Origin of the sequence: Acidipila rosea (genome assembly GCF_004339725.1) — a bacterium.
Classification (GTDB): Bacteria; Acidobacteriota; Terriglobia; order Terriglobales; family Acidobacteriaceae; genus Acidipila; species Acidipila rosea.
The window spans coordinates 538,297-554,210 of record NZ_SMGK01000001.1; the positions used below are offsets into that span (position 1 = coordinate 538,297).

A 15,914-nucleotide genomic window follows, 5' to 3' on the forward strand; every position below is an offset into this window, starting at 1 on the left:
GCTATGAAGAATTTTTCTGAGGTGTGGCTGGTCGAGCTGCCTAAGCTGCTGACCAGCGAACTAGGCGCTGAGGCTGTGATAGAGCCGATGAGCGGGCTGCCGCCCACCGGCAGGCTTGTGGCGGTCGAAGTGTTGCATGGCAGCTCCCATCGGCTGCTGGCGGCCGTAGATGCAGCGTCGTTGTCGTCGCTGCTGGTTGCCGCGAAGGTGACCTCCACCGAGCCGGACGAGGAGCGCGACCGGGATCTGTGGACGGACTTGCTGCGGCAGGCAAGCACGCAGACCGCGGCGGCGTTTGGCGAGGGGCTCGATGTGCGAGTACAACTTGCCGAGATGCGGGGCAGCTCCTTCGAATGGTACACGCTGCGAGTTGGCGAAAATCGACTCCCGCTTGCCGTGCGGTTTGAGAATGTAGTGCCAAAGACTGCGGGAACAGGGAGTGCGTCAGCAGATCCGGCAAAGGGGTCGAGCAATGAAGCGCGGACGGTCAACAGCGCAGGAGCTTTCCCTCCCGGGTCGAAGCCAGCATCTTCGCATAGTGCAGCATTGCCTTCCCGTGGCCTCGATCTTTTATTGGATGTCGAACTGGAGGCTTCCCTGCGCTTCGGTTCTCGTGAGATGACGTTAAACGAGGTGCTGGACCTTGGAGCGGGGGACGTTGTCGAACTGGAGCGCCATGTGGCTGATCCTGTTGATCTGCTGGTAGGGGATAAGATCGTTGCCCGGGGCGAAGTTGTGCTCGTCAATGGTTGCTTCGGTTTGCGCGTCACTGAAGTGGCAGAACCGAAGATGCGCCTGGAGAGTATCCGATGCCTTTTCTAGATAAGAAGCAGGTGCAGTTCTCAGACGGCCAGCCTCAGGCCATTCCTTTATCTGGACGGACAGAAGATTCCAGGCGTGGTTCTGCGCTCTTTCCGGTCTGTTCGAATGCAGACTGTAAAGCTGGCCGTCTTCGTCTCTGGCGCAGCCGCCAGACGCCGGTACTTGAAGGCGGGTGGCTCTGCAGTCCGGAGTGTACTCGGGCCAGGTTGCGAGAGATGCTCGCCCGCGAGATGGAGGGCAGGAGTGAGGTCCCCGTTGTGCATCAACACAGGGTTCCGCTGGGTCTGGTGATGCTGGCGCAAGGCTGGATCACGCAGGCTCAGTTACGCAACGCGATTGAAGCGCAGAGGCAAGGCAACCAGAAGCGTCTGGGCGACCTGCTGGTAGAGCTTCACGGACTGGATCAGCGACTGGTGACACGTGCCCTCGGAATACAGTGGAATTGTCCCATTTTCTCGCTCGATGGCTTCCAGCCAGCACTGGTTTCGTCGCTGGTGCCGCGGCTCTTACTCGACAGCTTTGGCTTTGTCCCGGTGAGAGCGACAGTGTCGAGTCGCCTGCACATTGGTTTTGAAGGTCATCTGGATCCGTGCGTCACGTTTGCCATTGAGCGGATGACAGGATGCAGGGTTGAAGCGGGATTATTGAGTGGCAGTGACTTCCGACTGGCCCATCCGCAGATGCTGGCGGCTGCATTTCCGAAAACACGACTTATGGAGGCCGCCGGACTGGAACCCCTGGTCCACGCACTAAGCCTCGTGCTAGAGGACAGCAGAGCAGTTGAGGCGCGACTGGTGCGGGTGCATGATTTCTTCTGGCTGAGGATATGGCGCGTCGCGTCAGGCCAAACTGTTCCTCGGAGAGAAGATGTTGAGGATGTGATCTGTTCACTGATGCAAGCAAACTAAATCGCCGATAAGGAAGGGGACGCTCAAAGGAGAGTGCAAATGAATGGAATACGCGTCCTGATCGTAGATGATTCTTCCGTGATGAGGAAAATCGTCGAGCGCGCCTTGCGCCAGGCTGGGCTGGAGCTGACGCACGTGTTTGAAGCCTCGAGTGGAGTGGAGGGGCTTGAGCTTTTGCGTGCGGAAAGAGTCGATCTAATCGTCTCTGACATCAACATGCCCAATATGGATGGGCTCACCTTTCTCAAGCAGTTACGAACTGAGGATCTTGCGGCGGAAGTTCCAGTCGTGATGATTACCACTGAAAGCAGTGAGGACCACGTGCGCGAGGCGCTTGCCAGCGGCGCGCAGGGCTATATACGTAAGCCGTTCACTGCTGATCAGGTCAAGGAGCGGGTGCTTCCGCTGGTTGAAGCTGCGGTTTAACCTGCGGTCGTTCTCAGAAGCAGATATCTACTGCAAGTAATTTCTAAAATCGATGAAAGCGTAAGAGCGACAGGAGAGCAATTGATGGCGACCATGACCAGACAGTTGATAGAGGACAGCCCCCATGCCGTGCATCTTGATGAGGCGGTGGATGAAGTCTTCCGTCTGATGATGGGCGTCCAGTGTATACCGGGGGAGCTTAAGCCCCCTTCCGATACTGAGATGTTGACTGCGGTCATTGGTCTGGCAGGAGCGATCAGCGGCGCGTGTCTACTCAGCCTGGGTCGCAAGTCTGCGCTGAGAATCGCAGAGTTTCTTACGGGAGTGCAGACGGCAGAGATGGATACTACCGTTAAAGATGCGGTCGGCGAGGTGTGTAACATGATTGCCGGAGCCTGGAAGGGGAAATATGCGCCGCTCAGTTCCGGCTGTATGCTATCGATTCCAGCTATCGTCACTGGCAGCAACTATCAGCTACACATGCAGAGTCCCGAGTTCAGTATCGAGCGCTGTTATCAGTTCGAGGATCAGATCATTGACTTCAAGGTGATTTGCGAATCGATCCAATAGCAGTAGATCGTCGGTACCACTCGTTCCTGAGAACCTTCTTATCTTCCCAAACCTTTCCCGGTATCTCTTTTGCACTTTCTCTGCGCAAAGGAGATACCAGTGGACAGCGGTATTTATGCAGCCTTTTCGGGGCTTTTGGCGCGCACCGAAGCACTTGATTCGGCAGCCAGCAATCTTGCCAATGCAAACACTCACGGCTTTCGTGCCGAGCGCGAATTCTTTCGCAATGCCATTGCTGGGCCCGATGCGCTTAATTCCCAACTGAACCGGACGGTCAACAACTTCGGTGTGCTTGGTGGCAACCAGCTTGACTTTGGGCAGGGTGTGCTGGCTCCTACAGGAAATCCTCTGGATCTGGCGATTGAGGGGCAGGGATTCTTCGCCCTGCAGACTCCCAACGGTGTGCGCTATACCCGTGATGGATCGTTTCAGCGAACCAATCAAGGTGTGCTGATTGCGGCAACCGGCGAGCCGGTACTGGATATCAATAACAAGCCGATCATCGTACCCAGCGGTGAGATATCTATCGGCTCCGATGGTGTCATCTCCGTTGGCGGAGCGACGGCCGGCAAGCTTGGCGTGTTTACATTTGACGGACCCGCCTCCATGCAGCCGGAGGGAGTGAACCGCTACATGCCGGTGGGTGGCGCGAAACCGAAGCTGTCGTCGGCAGGAGTACATCAAGGAGCGCTGGAAAGTTCGAATCAGGATGTAATCCAAGGCACAATGCAACTGATCCTTGTCCAGCGCCAGTCGGAGATGATGCAAAAGGCGCTATCCATCTTCCATGCTGACTTTGACAAGACGGCCAGTGAGGACCTGCCGCGAGTGTAAGCCTTCCCGCGTTTGTTCGAGAGAGAAAGAGAGACACAAAGTATGATTCGAGCCCTTTACACCGCCGCTAGCGGCATGAGCGCCCAGCAGTTGAACCTCGATACCATAGCCAACAACCTGGCCAACTCCTCAACTGCAGGCTTTCGCCAGCGCCAGCTTCAGTTTCAGGACATGATCTACCAGAATCTTGTGACGCCCGGTGCGGCGCAGAGCCAGCAGACCGTCTCTGCCGGCCTGCAGATCGGCCTCGGCACGCGATCAGCGGCAACTGAAATCATCATGTCGCAGGGCGATCTGAACAATACCGGCAACCCTCTCGATGTTGCCATTCAGGGTTCGGGTTTTTTTCAGATCACGCGTCCCGATGGGACGATCGCCTATACGCGGGCTGGCAGCTTTCACCTGAATAACCAGGGGACGATCGTGACCTCTGACGGCGACCCGGTCCTGCCGAATATCACTATTCCGCCCAATGCCACATCGGTGACGATTACCCAGTACGGCGTAGTGAACGCGACTCTTCCTGGACAACAGAACCCTTCTCAGCTTGGACAAATTCAGCTGGCTACCTTTGCGAACCCGGAAGGGCTGGAGAGCATGGGGTCCAATCTCTTCACTGCAACTCTCTCCTCCGGTGATCCGGTACTTGGTGTACCTGGCGGCCCGGAAGGGCTGGGAACATTGCAGCAGGGATACCTGGAAAACTCGAATGTAGATGTAGTCACAGAATTCGTGCAGATGGTACTTGCCCAGCGAGCCTACGAAAGCAACTCGAAGGTCATCACGGCGGCGGACAACATGTACAGCCAAGTTAACAATATGGCGAGGTAACTGTGATGCGCGCATCTCTGCTCTCGTGTTTTCTGGTTATGAATTGTCTGCCGCTCGCAGCTTCCACCTGTTCGGGCAGCTTTATCGAACGCAGGTGGATGGATGCGACACTTCACCGGAAGTGGGCTGTTGTAGCGGACTGCGATCATCCGGCACAGCCATGGCGAATCATCGATGAAGGCAGCGGAGTTGCACTTACGGCTCAATCGCGGAATACTGCTCCGGAAGTCCTGCCCGCGAGGAAAGAAAGTCCACGAATCGCTCCTGTCGCAGCACTGGAACTCTCACGGGTCATCCGTGCAGGCAGTGCAGTCGAGCTCTGGAAGCAAAACGGCGATACGCGTATCGAATTGTCGGGAACCGCTGTCGAAAGCGGTGATGTGGGGAGCATCATCCGTGTACGGATCTCAGGCAGCGTTAAGCAGTTGCATGGCATTGTGCGTGGTCCCGGATCAGTGGAACTGTCCCCGAATGCCGTTTCGGCATGGGGGCAGCCATGAAAGCCCGGATCTTCTTTTTCAGGTTCTACTCCTGCTTTCATTTCAATCTAGCTGCGACTCTCCTTGCCGTGAGTCTCCTCTGTGGCGGCTCTCAGACTGCAGCTGCCAGGAAGAAGACCGGTGGGCCGAAGCCATCCCCTCCCGATATCGCGCTTTCGAACTACATTGCGCGCGTGCGTTCCGATCAGGCGTCTGAAGTATTGACGACCGGTTCCATCTGGAGCAGCAATGGGAGGCTGACAAATCTGGGAGCGGACGTGAAGGCGATGCGTGTGCATGATCCAGTCTCGATTGTCATCTCGGAGAGCCTGGCTGCATCGACTGATGGGACGGTGAAGAACTCCCGGGCATCGAATGCCAGCTCCCAGATTGCTGCGCTCTTCGGCAAACTTCATGCAGGAAACAGCCTGCAGAATCTTGTGAATCAGAACTCTCAGTCCGGCCTGAACGCGCAGGGCCAGAGTGTCACGAATTCAAGCCTAGCAACCACCTTCGGTGGCGAGGTAGTGGATGTTTTGCCAAATGGCATGTTGGTGATCCAGGCGGTTCAGCAGTTGACGTTCAATCAGCAGACTCAGTTGGTCCGCCTGCGTGGACTGGTGCGCCCGGATGATGTCAGTTCGCTTAACCAGGTGCTCTCGACGACGATCAGTGATCTCGAGCTTGAAGTGGTAGGCAAAGGAATTATCAACGACTATACCTACCGCCAGAACGTGGTGGTGCGGATGCTTCAAAAGTTGTTCATTTTCTAGGTTGGCAGGGATAGAAGGGTTGCGGCGATGAATATGAAATGGGCAAGATGTGCGCTTTTGCTTGCGTTATTTGCATGCGGGAGGGAAACCAGACCGCAGGTTCTGGCCGCGCCGCCCGTGCCGCCTGCAGCGCCTCCAGCCAGCACAGGAACCGCGCAGCCGCCAGAAGCCGGCACCTTCCAGGATTTCTCCCCTCAGGCCCTCTCAGCGTCGGTGGGAAAGGTCTCACGCGTGCGTCTCGCACATGTCAAGGATGTCAGCTCCATTGAGGGAATTCGCGACAATCAGCTCATGGGTTATGGGATCGTCGTGGGGCTGCAGGGAACAGGGGACAGTACGCAGACGATCTTTCCTTTGCAGACGCTGGTCTCTGCGCTCGAAAGAATGGGGGTGAACCTTCAGAGTTCGCCTCTGTTATCGACCATGCGTACGCAGAATATGGCAGCTGTTTTCATATCGGCGACCTTGCCGCCTTTTGCGCGTCCTGGCAACAAGATAGATGTGACGGTTTCCTCAGCCGGAGATGCCCGTAGCCTGCAAGGCGGCTTGCTGTTGATGACTCCCCTCTATGGGCCCGATGGCCAGATCTATGCGGAGGCTCAGGGACCGCTCGTCATTGGCGGCTATGCTGTGGCCTTGAATGGAAGCTCAAAGCAATACAACTTTCCGACGACCGGACGGGTGCCCTCCGGAGGTATTGTGGAGCGCGCCGTGCCGCTTGAACTGAACCAGATGCATAGCTTCTCCTTGCTCTTGAGGGACGCTGATTTCCATACCGCCGAGACGATGGCGCAGTCGATCAACAAAAGCATGGCACGGAATCTCGCGCATGCGGTGGACAGCCGTCGCATCGCTCTCGCCGTCGCGCCGGGCGAGGACGCGGCAGCGTTGCTGGCTCGTGTACAGGAGGTTGAGGTCCAGGTCTATCCACGTGCCAAGGTAGTCGTCAACGAGCGCACCGGAACCGTGGTGATTGGCGGTGATGTGCGACTTCAGCCAGTGTCGATACTGCATGGAGGCCTGGCGATCAACGTGGTGACGGAGTATCAGGTTTCACAGCCAAATGAATTTGGACAGGGAACAACTGAAGTAGTTCCGCAGACCACGATCCAGGCACAGGATAAAGCTGCCAATCGTATCGAATTGAAACAGGGGGCGACCGTTGATGATCTGGTGCAGGACATGCAGCAGATCGGCGCCTCGGCTCGCGATATTATCTCGATCTTGCAGGCAATGAAAGCTGCAGGGGCGATCGAAGCAGAACTGGAGGTCCTGTGACAGCAATTACGCAACTACATCCGGGCGCAAGTCCCAACTCGCCCCATAATGCAAAGCTGGAAAACGCGGCCCATGAGTTTGAGGCCGCATTGATGAAGGAGTTTATTGCTCCTCTGGAGCATGATTCCCTTTTCAGTGAGTCTTCCGATGGAGCGGATTCGGGCGGCGGAAGCGAGAGTACGCTCATGAGTTTCGGGTCGGAAGCCATGGCCAAGGCCATCTCAGAGCATGGAGGCTTTGGAATCGCGACCCGTATCCTTGACCACTTTCACGCGACCGAAAAGGGCAAAGAAAAGGCAGCAAGATCCTGAGAAGCTTCTCACATATTCGCGGGGGAAATTACTAAAGTAAACCTTGGTATCCGCCGATTTATTGGGTGAGGGAGAACCACCATGGAAGTTCGCAATCATTTCAGCCCCACTGAGGTTGCTTCAGGATCACAGACTGCGGCTGCTTCTCAAGCTCAACTTAAGGAGAGTACGTCGCTGGGTAGTTCGAGCAGCGCAGGTATGGGCGTCGACAGCACCACGCTCAGTTCTGCGGGCAGTCTTGCGGCCAAGGCCATGGCCGCATCGGAGGTCCGCATGGAAAAGGTGCAGGCGGTGCAGCAGGCCCTGGCCGATGGAACGTACGCTGTCAGCCCCGAGCAGGTTGCCGGTAAGCTGATAGATCATATGCAGGGAAAGTAGAAGGGGCGCGCTCTTATGACGGCTGGAGGTTTATCTGCGGAAGAGGTGCTGAATAACTGCATTGCGTCTTTTGTCCGTAATGATGTTGAGAATCTTGCCCGTCTCGTTGCCGAGGCAGAGCTTGCGCTGCCGCCGGGCACGCCGAAGGATCGGGATCGCTGCTACAGCAAGGCGCAGCTGCTCGAAGCACTCTTACGGGAGACAGACCGCAATCTGAAGCTGTTCCTGTCCAACCAGACAGCAACTTCACTCTATCGGCGCAGCGCGCATGCCAATTTGAACGGCAGATCAATCTAGGGCTGAATAAATCAGAGTCGCACCAGAGTGCCGAGGAGCTAGAGAGATGGGAACACTCAGCAACGCTTTAAACATTGCTACGGGAGCGCTCCAGGCCGATCAGAGCGCGCTCGACATTGTCGCCAACAACGTTTCGAATGCGAATACAGCCGGCTATACACGAGAGGTTCCGCAGTGGCAGGAAAATGTGCCGGTCAACATTAATGGCACAAACTACGGAACGGGTGTGACCATGACAGGCGGCCGTTCGCAGCGTGACCGAGTGCTGGAGCAGCGGGTGCAGCAGCAGACGCAGACGGAGGCGGCTTCCAATACACGGCTGACTGCGCTTCAGCAGGTGCAGGCGGTCTTCAGTAGTGCTGCGACCGGAACGGCTGGTAGCCCCGCGAGTGGTATAAGCCAGGACCTCTCGCAGTTTTTCGATTCACTGGCCCAGTTGGAAGGCAATCCCTCGGATAATTCATTGCGCCAGCAGGTGCTGAGCACCGCAAGTTCCTTTGCTGCAGCGCTCAACTCGGCTTCAACGCAACTTTCCGAGCAGCAGGCCTCTCTCGACCAGCAGACCGGCACGACGGTGGGACAGGTGAATGCGCTAACCTCTTCCATCGCCCAGCTCAATCGACAAATCGGCAGCGTAGGCGCGTCGGGAGATACGGGCACGCTGGAAGATCAGCGCCAGCAGGATCTTCAGCAGCTTTCCCAGTTGATTGGCATACACACCATTACGACCGAGGGCAATGGGTTAACGGTGACGACCTCTGCCGGTGCGTTGCTGGTCTCCAAGTCGTCTGCCTTCAAGTTGAGCACCGGAACGGTTAGCGGAGCGACGAACGTTTTTGACGCGAGTGGTAATAACATCACGGCATCACTCGCAGGCGGCGGTGGTCAGCTGGATGGCATGCTGACGGTGCGCAACCAGGATATTCCCCAGATACAGACATCGTTGGATACGCTGGCCTACTCGCTGGCGACATCGATTAATACGCAGAATGCGGCAGGGTCGGATCTGAGCGGAGCGGCAGGCGCGGGAATATTCTCAGTGCCTGGTACGGTCGCTGGTTCCGCGGCGGCAATTAACGTCAACATGACAGACCCCTCGAAGATTGCCGCTGCTGGGAGCGGGCTCGGGCCGTCAGATAACACGAATGCCACGGCGATGGCGAGCCTCGCCAACTCTGCGATCGTAAGCGGGGCAACTCCCGTGAACTACTATTCGAGCTTCGTCTCTAGCCTGGGTAGCCTTGTCTCTCAGGTATCAACAGAGAATACGGCGCAGCAGGCGTCTCTGACCCAGATACAGGGACAGCGAAATGCGCTGTCAAGCGTTGACCTGAACGAGGAAGCAGCATCCCTTGAGAACCTGCAGCGTTCCTATGAGGCAGCTTCCAAGGTCTTTACGATACTCGACACGCTTATGTCGTCAGCGGTTAACCTCGGGGTTCAGACAGCAGTCAGCTAGAGAGGATGAGCAGGTATGAGAGTTGATCCCAATTATCTAAATAATGTTGTTTCTTCCCTGGACAATGTCACGGGAACCGTTCAATCACTCACGCAGGAGATTTCTACCGGTGTGCGAGTGAACTCGCTCAGCAGTGATCCCATAGCCTCGGGTGAAAATGTGCTGCTAAACTCGCAGATCAATCTGGATGCGAGTTTCGCGCAAACAGCAAGCTCAACCGAGAGTATGCTGCAGGTGAGCGATTCCGCTCTGGGCAGCGTCGTCAGCCAACTGACTTCCGCGATCTCACTTGCTACCCAGGCGAACAACGGTACCCTGAACGCGAGCAACGTAAAGTCGGTTGCGACTCAGCTTTCGGGAATTCGGGATGAAGTGCTATCCCTGGCAAATACTACCTACCTGGGTCAGTATGTTTTTTCCGGAAGCCAGGGAAGTACCGCTCCCTACACGCTCGATAACAGTGTCTCCCCCGCGGTCGCCACCTACCATGGGGATAGCGCGGTTTCTTATGTACAGACTCCCAATGGGCAAAAGATCCAGTTAAATGTGCCTGGAAACGAGATTTTTTCTTCTGCAGGTAATGACGTTCTCGGCACGTTGAATAGCCTGGTAGCTGATTTTTCCTCCGGGACGGCATCTGCTACTTCGGTTACGGACACCACTCAACTGAGTCAGGTGCTGAATTTTGTCAGCCATCAGAGGGTCACAATTGATAACTCGATTACGCGGCTTAAGGCCTCTGCAGGCTATTCGCAAACGGAATCAACGCAGCTGCAATCGGAGCAGACAAGTCTGATGCAGGCCGACGTTGCGCAGGTCTCCACCCAACTGAGCACGGCAGAATCACAGCAGGTAGCGTTAACGCAGATACTGGCGCAATTGGGGAAGACGTCGCTTTTTAATTCTCTGTAAGCAGTTCGTCGTATATCGCAGTGAGGAGCGCCATGTTTGTCTCTGGTCGATAATCAGACTCATACGCTTTGCGGGCGCCGGCGCGGAGCTTTGCCAGCAGAGCCGGGGCGTCCACCAGCTTCCTCGTTGCGTCCGCAAGACTCTTTGCATTTCCTGGCTCGACCAGTAGGCCCGTCTGCTCAGGAATGATAAGGGAAGCCAATGACCCAACTTGACTTGCGATGATTGGAAGCCCTGTACCGTAGGCTTCTGGTATTACCATCGGCAAACCTTCATACCACTGGGATGGTGTGAGCAGTAGCGCGGCGCGCTGCATAAGGCTGCGAATCTGCTCCTGAGACTGAGGGCCGAGATATTCGACTTTGCCTTGTGCATGCGCGGAGCGGACTTCTTTTTCGAGCGGCCCGGATCCGGCAATTCGAAGCGGTATAGCCAAACCCTGGTTGGCAGCCTCCAGTAGCGTTCGTATGCCTTTCTCCTCCGATAATCTGCCTGCGTAAAGCGCATAGCCTCCCCCGCCATCTCCGACTCCCGGATCTTGAACGGCATTGGGTTTGACGCGCATCTTGTGCAGCGGTATACCAGCATGTTCCGCAAAAAAGTCACGGGCGAAGGCAGTGAGCATCAGGAATCTATCTACGCGCTCAGACCAAGCGCCGCGCAGCCTGTTAACGGTAAGCATGGTCGCGACGGCCGCTGTGCCTGCATGACTATCTCGATAACAGCCATGTAGGATTCCTGGCCACGCGATACCTTTGCCTACGCAATCATGGCAAACATGCCCATCTCGGAAGAGGGTGCCGCTAGGGCAGATGAGGCGGTAATTATGGATCGTCTGCACGACTTTACACCCCGCGTCTCTGGCGGCGTCGTAGACAGAAGGAGTAACAGTCGGGAAAAAATTGTGAACATGGACGATGGAGGGTTTGAAGCCGGCTATCTCCGCCGCTATGCGTCTACGCATTGTCCAGGAATAAGTGACTTGGGCCGCGGTTTTGATCCGGGCGGCTACTCCCACAATCTCATCATTGGATGGAATAAAGGTTTTGACTTCAACACCGTCGTCGCGCAGCATCTGCGATTCCTGCGCGACGACGGTGTCTTCTCCACCCGCTATCTGGTAGCGATTATGAACAATGAGGACGCGCAAGTGCCTAATACTTGACGATCCGTGCGAAGGATTGCGGATCCAGGCTCGCTCCCCCTACCAGGGCTCCATCGATCTCCGGCTGGTTAAGCAACGCTGTAGCATTGTCAGGTTTTACGCTGCCGCCGTAAAGGATGCGCAGATTCTCCGCAACCGACCTTCCCAGCCTGCGTGCCACTTCACTGCGGATGATCAGATGGGCCTCGGCAGCCATTTCAGGGGTTGCGGTCTTCCCGGTGCCAATAGCCCAGACGGGTTCATAAGCAATGACGATGGGCTCAGCATCTGCTGGAGCGATTCCAGTCAGGGCTTGGGTTGCCTGCCGACGCAGTACATCTTCTGTGTGGCCTCCTTCGCGCTCGGCAAGCGATTCGCCAATGCAGACAATGGGTGTCAGTTTGTATTTGAGTGCTGCATGCAGTTTTTTATTGACCGTTTCGTCTGTTTCGCAGAAGTACTGTCTCCGCTCGGAATGCCCGAGGATGACGCAGGTTGCGCCGATAGTTGTCAGCATCTGCGCTGAAGTTTCTCCAGTATAGGCACCCTCTTCTGCAAAGTGCATATTCTGGCCGCCAACGCCGACATTGGTACCCTGCACCGATGCGATGACGGTTGCAAGCGACGTGTCCGACGGACAGAGGACGATCTCGTCGCGATCGTGGCCGGCGACAAGCGGGAGAAAATTCGTCACGAACTCCGATGCCTGCGCCGGAGTCTTATACATCTTCCAATTAGCTGCGATCAGTGGCTTGCGCATACGACTCTCTTCTTACTCCTACTTTTCAGTGAGTGCTTCGACGCCTGGCAATTTCTTGCCTTCAAGGAACTCCAGTGAAGCTCCGCCGCCAGTTGAGATATGGGTGATTCTGTCAGAGACGCCAGCCTTCTTGACTGCTGAGACAGAGTCCCCGCCACCGATAATCGAAATAGCCTGAGTATTGGCAGCGACTGCTTCGGCAATTGCCGTTGTACCTGCTGCGAAGGCGGCCATCTCGAATACGCCCATGGGGCCGTTCCATATAATCGTGCGAGCTGCGGTGATCTCCTGGGTAAATAGTTCAACTGTCTTGGGGCCGATGTCGAGCGCCATCCACTCTGCAGGAAAGGCGCCTGTGCCGGCGAAGATCTGTGTCTTGGCATCGGGCGCGAACTTATCAGCGAGCACGTGGTCGACAGGCAGCAGGAAGCGGACACCCTTGGACTCAGCTTTCGCCAATGCCTCTTTCGCCGTGTCTATCTTATCCACTTCAACCAGAGATTTGCCTGTGTCCTGCCCCTGCGCCATCAGGAAGGTATAGGCCATCCCTCCGCCAATCAGCAGTGCATCGACTTTATTCAAGAGGTTTTCGATCACCTGAATCTTGTCCGAGACCTTGGCGCCCCCGATGATGGCTACGAATGGCTTCTCCGGTGCTTCGAGCGCTTTGCCCATGTAGTTCAGCTCCTTCTCCATGAGAAGGCCTGCGGCGGACTGTTGGACAAAGTGAGTGATTCCCTCCGTCGAAGCATGCGCGCGGTGTGCGCTGCCAAATGCATCATTCACATAAATTTCGCAGAGGGATGCCAGCTGCTTCGCGAAGTTAGGATCGTTCGCTTCTTCTTCTGGATGGAAGCGCAGGTTCTCAAGAAGTAACACCTGACCTGACTCCAACTGACGAGACATCTCAGTGGCGATTTCGCCGATGCAGTCGGGCGAGAAGGCTACATTGATCTTTTCGCCGAGTTCATGATCGAGCAAAGTGCGTAGACGGTCGACTATGGGACGCAGGCTGTACTTGGGATTTGGTTTGCCTTTGGGACGGCCGAGGTGCGAGGCGAGAATGAGCTTGGCCTTGTGCTGCAGGGCGTACTTGATCGTCGGCAGCGTCTCGCGGATACGTGTGTCGTCGGTAATTTCTGTGCCATCGTCGGTAAGCGGAACATTGAAATCAACGCGAACGAAGACATGTTTGTGCTGAAGTTCGAGGTCGCGGATAGAAAGCTTTGGCATATTAGATTCGCTATTTTCCCGCGCATTCGAGAACGGCATCTGCCTCAATCTCAATGCGCCATGCTGGATTAAGGAGTTTGGCAACAACCACCATCGTTGCCGCTGGGCGAATAACACCGAAGAACTCGCCATGGACCTTGCCAACGGACTCCCAGTCTTCGGCATAGGTCAGGTACATGCGTGTTCGTACTACATCTTCAAGCCGGGCACCAGCCTTCTCGAGAACGGACTTGATGATCGATAAAACCATTCGAGTCTGGGTCTCGGCATTGCCTTCATCGGCACCTACAGGACCGGTGCCAGAAACATGAATGGTGTTGTCGATGCGCACTGCGCGCGAAAATCCGATGACTGGCTCGTAGGGCGATGCACCTGAAATGTTGTTTCGCATTGGCTTCTTGAGCAGGCACCCACCCGGTGCGGATTTACCGAGCGGGTGCCTGAGAGGAATTACTTACAGGCCCTTTTTCGTCAGGAACAAGATGAGGTCGCGAACACGGTTCGAGTAGCCCCACTCGTTGTCGTACCAGCTGATGACCTTAACCGACTGTCCCACAACCTTCGTCAGGGGTGCGTCAACGATGGAGGAGCGCGCGTCGCCCTTGAAGTCGCTCGAAACCAGTTCACCCGCTTCATAGCCGAGAATGCCGTTCAGTTCGCCATCGGCAGCCTTCTTCAAGGCCTCATTGACGGATTGAATGGTGACCGGCTTTTCAGAGATGAAGGTAAGGTCGACGACTGAGACGTTGGGGGTTGGTACACGAACTGCAAAGCCGTCCAGTTTTCCGGCCATCTCGGGGATAACAAGCTTGAGGGCCTTGGCGGCGCCAGTCGAGCTGGGGATCATGTTGATTGCGGCAGCACGAGCGCGGCGAAGGTCCTTATGCGGAAAGTCGAGAATGACCTGATCGTTCGTGTAGCTGTGGATCGTGGTCATGATGCCGGAAACAATGCCGAAGTTTTCGTGCAGCACCTTGACGACGGGGGCAAGGCAATTTGTGGTGCAGGATGCATTCGAGATGACGTTATGCTTGGATGCGTCGTACTTCGAATCATTGACACCCAGAACTACAGTCAAATCCTCGTTGGTTGCAGGGGCGGAGATGATGACTTTCTTGACCGAGCTGCCCAGGTGAGCTTTCGCCTTTTCCGCATCGGTGAAGTGGCCGGTCGACTCGACGACGATCTGAGCTCCGACTGAAGTCCAATCCAGCTTGGAAGGGTCTCTTTCAGCGAAGACTTTGATCTTCTTACCATCGATTGTGATGAAATCTTCGCCCGCTACGATCTCATTCTTCAGGTTGCCGAGGATTGAATCATGCTTTAGCAGGTGAGCCAGCGTGGCAGGGCTCGTTAGATCGTTGACGGCTACAAATTCGATTTCGGGATTGCTGAGCGATGCGCGGAGCACGTTGCGGCCGATGCGGCCAAATCCATTGATGCCTACCTTGACTGACATGAAAAGTGCTTCTCCTTCGGTTTATTGACTGAATGGGTGGAACGATACTGCCGGATGAAGATGTACAAACCTCCAAAACATTGATGCTAGCACTGTGGCCCTTCCGGTGAAAGCGCTGGATGGCGGCGAGGCAATGGATTGACTGAAGATTCTTCAGGAAAGGCGGGGAATGTTTGCGATGAGCCGCCGAGTGTGTTACATCCTCATCATGCGCGAATGGATGCGCGAACGAATGAGAAGACGATCGAAGCGTGGGCCGAACGATTCGGAATCCACTGGCAAAATTGGGCAGGAACTGCCCCAAAATCAAATAGCGCCGCTGCGTCCTTCGTATCCCGAAGACAAGCCAGCGAGTTCACCGGTTGCAATTGAAGCTGCTGAACCGGAACCATCAGCGGTGGTGGTCGCCGATGCGGCAGAAATGCCGCAAGAGGCACCGTTGTCGCCTGAGGGTGGTGGCCATCTCGTGATGGAAACTCAGCCTGAGTCGCCGTCAGTCCCCCCACCGGAAGCACCGGCTAGTGCACAGAAGGGGCCTCGCGGATATGTGGTGCTGACAATCGGACTTCCTGGATCGGGCAAGACAACCTGGTTTAAGCGGCGCGGAGTTATGCCGCTTTCCAGCGACATGTTGCGCACTATCCTCTTTGACGACATCACGGAACAGCGCTATCAGGGCCTGGTCTTCTCAACACTGCGTTCTCTGTTGCGTGCGCGGCTGATTGCGAAGATGCCCTGGAACTATGTGGACGCGACTAATCTTTCGCCTCACGAGCGTCGGCAGTGGATCAAAATGGCGAAGAGTTTCGGCTACGATGTGCAGGCAGTATTCTTCGATGTGCCCTTGGAAATCTGCATAGAGCGTAACCGTCGCCGCGAACGGACGGTGAGTGATGAGGTAATGCAGAAAATGGCGGAACGGCTGCGGCCCCCGGCCTTCACCGAGGGCTTTTCTAAGATTACGGTCGTTCGAGTCAAGAATTCGCTGACACCACCAGCAGAAGCTTTACCAGATACGGGAGCATAATCCACCGAATTCA

General features: G+C 55.9%; 20 protein-coding genes. 15 read left to right on the plus strand and 5 right to left on the minus strand.

What is annotated here, in order from left to right; translation table 11 throughout:
• Positions 1 to 3 precede the first annotated feature (3 nt).
• From C7378_RS17900 to flgL, 14 genes are all read left to right on the plus strand, one after another.
• A complete protein-coding gene (locus tag C7378_RS17900) occupies positions 4 to 822 on the plus strand; it encodes a FliM/FliN family flagellar motor C-terminal domain-containing protein (RefSeq protein WP_243648004.1) in 819 nt (272 codons plus the stop codon).
• 206 nt (positions 823 to 1,028) lie between these two features.
• The gene (locus C7378_RS02295) at positions 1,029 to 1,730 is read left to right on the plus strand and encodes a hypothetical protein (protein ID WP_207901300.1); all 702 of its coding nucleotides are present in this window, start codon (positions 1,029 to 1,031) and stop codon (positions 1,728 to 1,730) included.
• Positions 1,731 to 1,769: 39 nt separating this feature from the next.
• Complete coding sequence (locus C7378_RS02300) at positions 1,770 to 2,156, plus strand: response regulator (RefSeq protein ID WP_131991285.1); 387 nt, start codon at positions 1,770 to 1,772, stop codon at positions 2,154 to 2,156.
• 84 nt (positions 2,157 to 2,240) lie between these two features.
• Positions 2,241 to 2,726 carry a chemotaxis protein CheX gene (locus tag C7378_RS02305; protein ID WP_131991287.1) on the plus strand — a complete coding sequence of 162 codons (486 nt, stop codon included), beginning with the start codon at positions 2,241 to 2,243 and terminating at the stop codon, positions 2,724 to 2,726.
• Between the two features lie 99 nt (positions 2,727 to 2,825).
• The gene (gene flgF, locus C7378_RS02310; RefSeq protein WP_131991289.1) at positions 2,826 to 3,560 is read left to right on the plus strand and encodes a flagellar basal-body rod protein FlgF; all 735 of its coding nucleotides are present in this window, start codon (positions 2,826 to 2,828) and stop codon (positions 3,558 to 3,560) included.
• A gap of 42 nt (positions 3,561 to 3,602) precedes the next feature.
• Complete coding sequence (flgG, locus tag C7378_RS02315) at positions 3,603 to 4,391, plus strand: flagellar basal-body rod protein FlgG (RefSeq protein ID WP_131991291.1); 789 nt, start codon at positions 3,603 to 3,605, stop codon at positions 4,389 to 4,391.
• A 98-nt stretch (positions 4,392 to 4,489) separates the two neighbouring features.
• Entirely contained in the window at positions 4,490 to 4,891 is a 402-nt protein-coding gene (locus C7378_RS02320) for a flagella basal body P-ring formation protein FlgA (RefSeq protein ID WP_165876599.1), read from the plus strand.
• Positions 4,888 to 5,643, plus strand: a complete 756-nt coding sequence (locus tag C7378_RS02325; RefSeq protein WP_131991295.1) for a flagellar basal body L-ring protein FlgH — start codon at positions 4,888 to 4,890, stop codon at positions 5,641 to 5,643. The genes C7378_RS02320 and C7378_RS02325 overlap by 4 nt, the downstream gene beginning before the upstream one ends.
• Before the next feature lie 231 nt (positions 5,644 to 5,874).
• Entirely contained in the window at positions 5,875 to 6,921 is a 1,047-nt protein-coding gene (locus C7378_RS02330; protein ID WP_341539110.1) for a flagellar basal body P-ring protein FlgI, read from the plus strand.
• A complete protein-coding gene (locus C7378_RS02335; RefSeq protein ID WP_131991297.1) occupies positions 6,918 to 7,232 on the plus strand; it encodes a hypothetical protein in 315 nt (104 codons plus the stop codon). Before C7378_RS02330 ends, C7378_RS02335 begins: the two co-directional genes overlap by 4 nt.
• An 81-nt stretch (positions 7,233 to 7,313) precedes the next feature.
• Positions 7,314 to 7,610 (plus strand): flagellar biosynthesis anti-sigma factor FlgM, encoded by a 297-nt coding sequence (flgM, locus tag C7378_RS02340; protein WP_131991299.1) that lies wholly within the window; start codon positions 7,314 to 7,316, stop codon positions 7,608 to 7,610.
• Positions 7,611 to 7,625: 15 nt separating this feature from the next.
• Positions 7,626 to 7,907 carry a hypothetical protein gene (locus C7378_RS02345; RefSeq protein ID WP_131991301.1) on the plus strand — a complete coding sequence of 94 codons (282 nt, stop codon included), beginning with the start codon at positions 7,626 to 7,628 and terminating at the stop codon, positions 7,905 to 7,907.
• Between the two features lie 46 nt (positions 7,908 to 7,953).
• A complete protein-coding gene (flgK, locus tag C7378_RS02350; protein WP_131991303.1) occupies positions 7,954 to 9,366 on the plus strand; it encodes a flagellar hook-associated protein FlgK in 1,413 nt (470 codons plus the stop codon).
• Positions 9,367 to 9,381: 15 nt separating this feature from the next.
• Positions 9,382 to 10,278, plus strand: coding sequence for a flagellar hook-associated protein FlgL (flgL, locus tag C7378_RS02355; protein ID WP_131991305.1), 897 nt, complete (start codon positions 9,382 to 9,384; stop codon positions 10,276 to 10,278).
• On the opposite strand, the gene C7378_RS02360 is transcribed toward flgL, so the two are convergent.
• From C7378_RS02360 to gap, 5 genes are all read right to left on the minus strand, one after another.
• Positions 10,265 to 11,428, minus strand: coding sequence for a glycosyltransferase (locus tag C7378_RS02360; protein WP_279388565.1), 1,164 nt, complete (start codon positions 11,426 to 11,428; stop codon positions 10,265 to 10,267). The genes flgL and C7378_RS02360 overlap by 14 nt on opposite strands.
• A 4-nt stretch (positions 11,429 to 11,432) precedes the next feature.
• The gene (gene tpiA, locus C7378_RS02365) at positions 11,433 to 12,182 is read right to left on the minus strand and encodes a triose-phosphate isomerase (RefSeq protein WP_131991309.1); all 750 of its coding nucleotides are present in this window, start codon (positions 12,180 to 12,182) and stop codon (positions 11,433 to 11,435) included.
• Between the two features lie 18 nt (positions 12,183 to 12,200).
• Positions 12,201 to 13,415, minus strand: a complete 1,215-nt coding sequence (locus C7378_RS02370) for a phosphoglycerate kinase (protein WP_131991311.1) — start codon at positions 13,413 to 13,415, stop codon at positions 12,201 to 12,203.
• A gap of 10 nt (positions 13,416 to 13,425) precedes the next feature.
• Positions 13,426 to 13,806 (minus strand): RidA family protein, encoded by a 381-nt coding sequence (locus C7378_RS02375; protein WP_131991313.1) that lies wholly within the window; start codon positions 13,804 to 13,806, stop codon positions 13,426 to 13,428.
• 63 nt (positions 13,807 to 13,869) lie between these two features.
• Positions 13,870 to 14,874: a type I glyceraldehyde-3-phosphate dehydrogenase gene (gap, locus tag C7378_RS02380; protein ID WP_131991315.1), complete on the minus strand. Its 1,005-nt coding sequence runs from the start codon at positions 14,872 to 14,874 to the stop codon at positions 13,870 to 13,872.
• 232 nt (positions 14,875 to 15,106) lie between these two features.
• Between gap and C7378_RS02385 the strand changes: the two genes are divergently transcribed.
• Positions 15,107 to 15,901, plus strand: a complete 795-nt coding sequence (locus C7378_RS02385; protein ID WP_131992715.1) for an AAA family ATPase — start codon at positions 15,107 to 15,109, stop codon at positions 15,899 to 15,901.
• Positions 15,902 to 15,914 lie beyond the last annotated feature (13 nt).

Coding starts and splice junctions, on each gene's coding strand:
- flgG (WP_131991291.1), top strand. CDS start 3,603: ATGATTCGAGCCCTTTACACCGCCGCTAGCGGCATGAGCGCCCAGCAG.
- gap (WP_131991315.1), bottom strand. CDS start 14,874: ATGTCAGTCAAGGTAGGCATCAATGGATTTGGCCGCATCGGCCGCAAC.
- C7378_RS02385 (WP_131992715.1), top strand. CDS start 15,107: ATGAGAAGACGATCGAAGCGTGGGCCGAACGATTCGGAATCCACTGGC.
- tpiA (WP_131991309.1), bottom strand. CDS start 12,182: ATGCGCAAGCCACTGATCGCAGCTAATTGGAAGATGTATAAGACTCCG.
- C7378_RS02305 (WP_131991287.1), top strand. CDS start 2,241: ATGGCGACCATGACCAGACAGTTGATAGAGGACAGCCCCCATGCCGTG.
- C7378_RS02300 (WP_131991285.1), top strand. CDS start 1,770: ATGAATGGAATACGCGTCCTGATCGTAGATGATTCTTCCGTGATGAGG.
- flgK (WP_131991303.1), top strand. CDS start 7,954: ATGGGAACACTCAGCAACGCTTTAAACATTGCTACGGGAGCGCTCCAG.
- C7378_RS17900 (WP_243648004.1), top strand. CDS start 4: ATGAAGAATTTTTCTGAGGTGTGGCTGGTCGAGCTGCCTAAGCTGCTG.
- flgL (WP_131991305.1), top strand. CDS start 9,382: ATGAGAGTTGATCCCAATTATCTAAATAATGTTGTTTCTTCCCTGGAC.
- C7378_RS02370 (WP_131991311.1), bottom strand. CDS start 13,415: ATGCCAAAGCTTTCTATCCGCGACCTCGAACTTCAGCACAAACATGTC.
- C7378_RS02325 (WP_131991295.1), top strand. CDS start 4,888: ATGAAAGCCCGGATCTTCTTTTTCAGGTTCTACTCCTGCTTTCATTTC.
- C7378_RS02345 (WP_131991301.1), top strand. CDS start 7,626: ATGACGGCTGGAGGTTTATCTGCGGAAGAGGTGCTGAATAACTGCATT.
- C7378_RS02320 (WP_165876599.1), top strand. CDS start 4,490: ATGGATGCGACACTTCACCGGAAGTGGGCTGTTGTAGCGGACTGCGAT.
- flgM (WP_131991299.1), top strand. CDS start 7,314: ATGGAAGTTCGCAATCATTTCAGCCCCACTGAGGTTGCTTCAGGATCA.
- C7378_RS02375 (WP_131991313.1), bottom strand. CDS start 13,806: ATGCGAAACAACATTTCAGGTGCATCGCCCTACGAGCCAGTCATCGGA.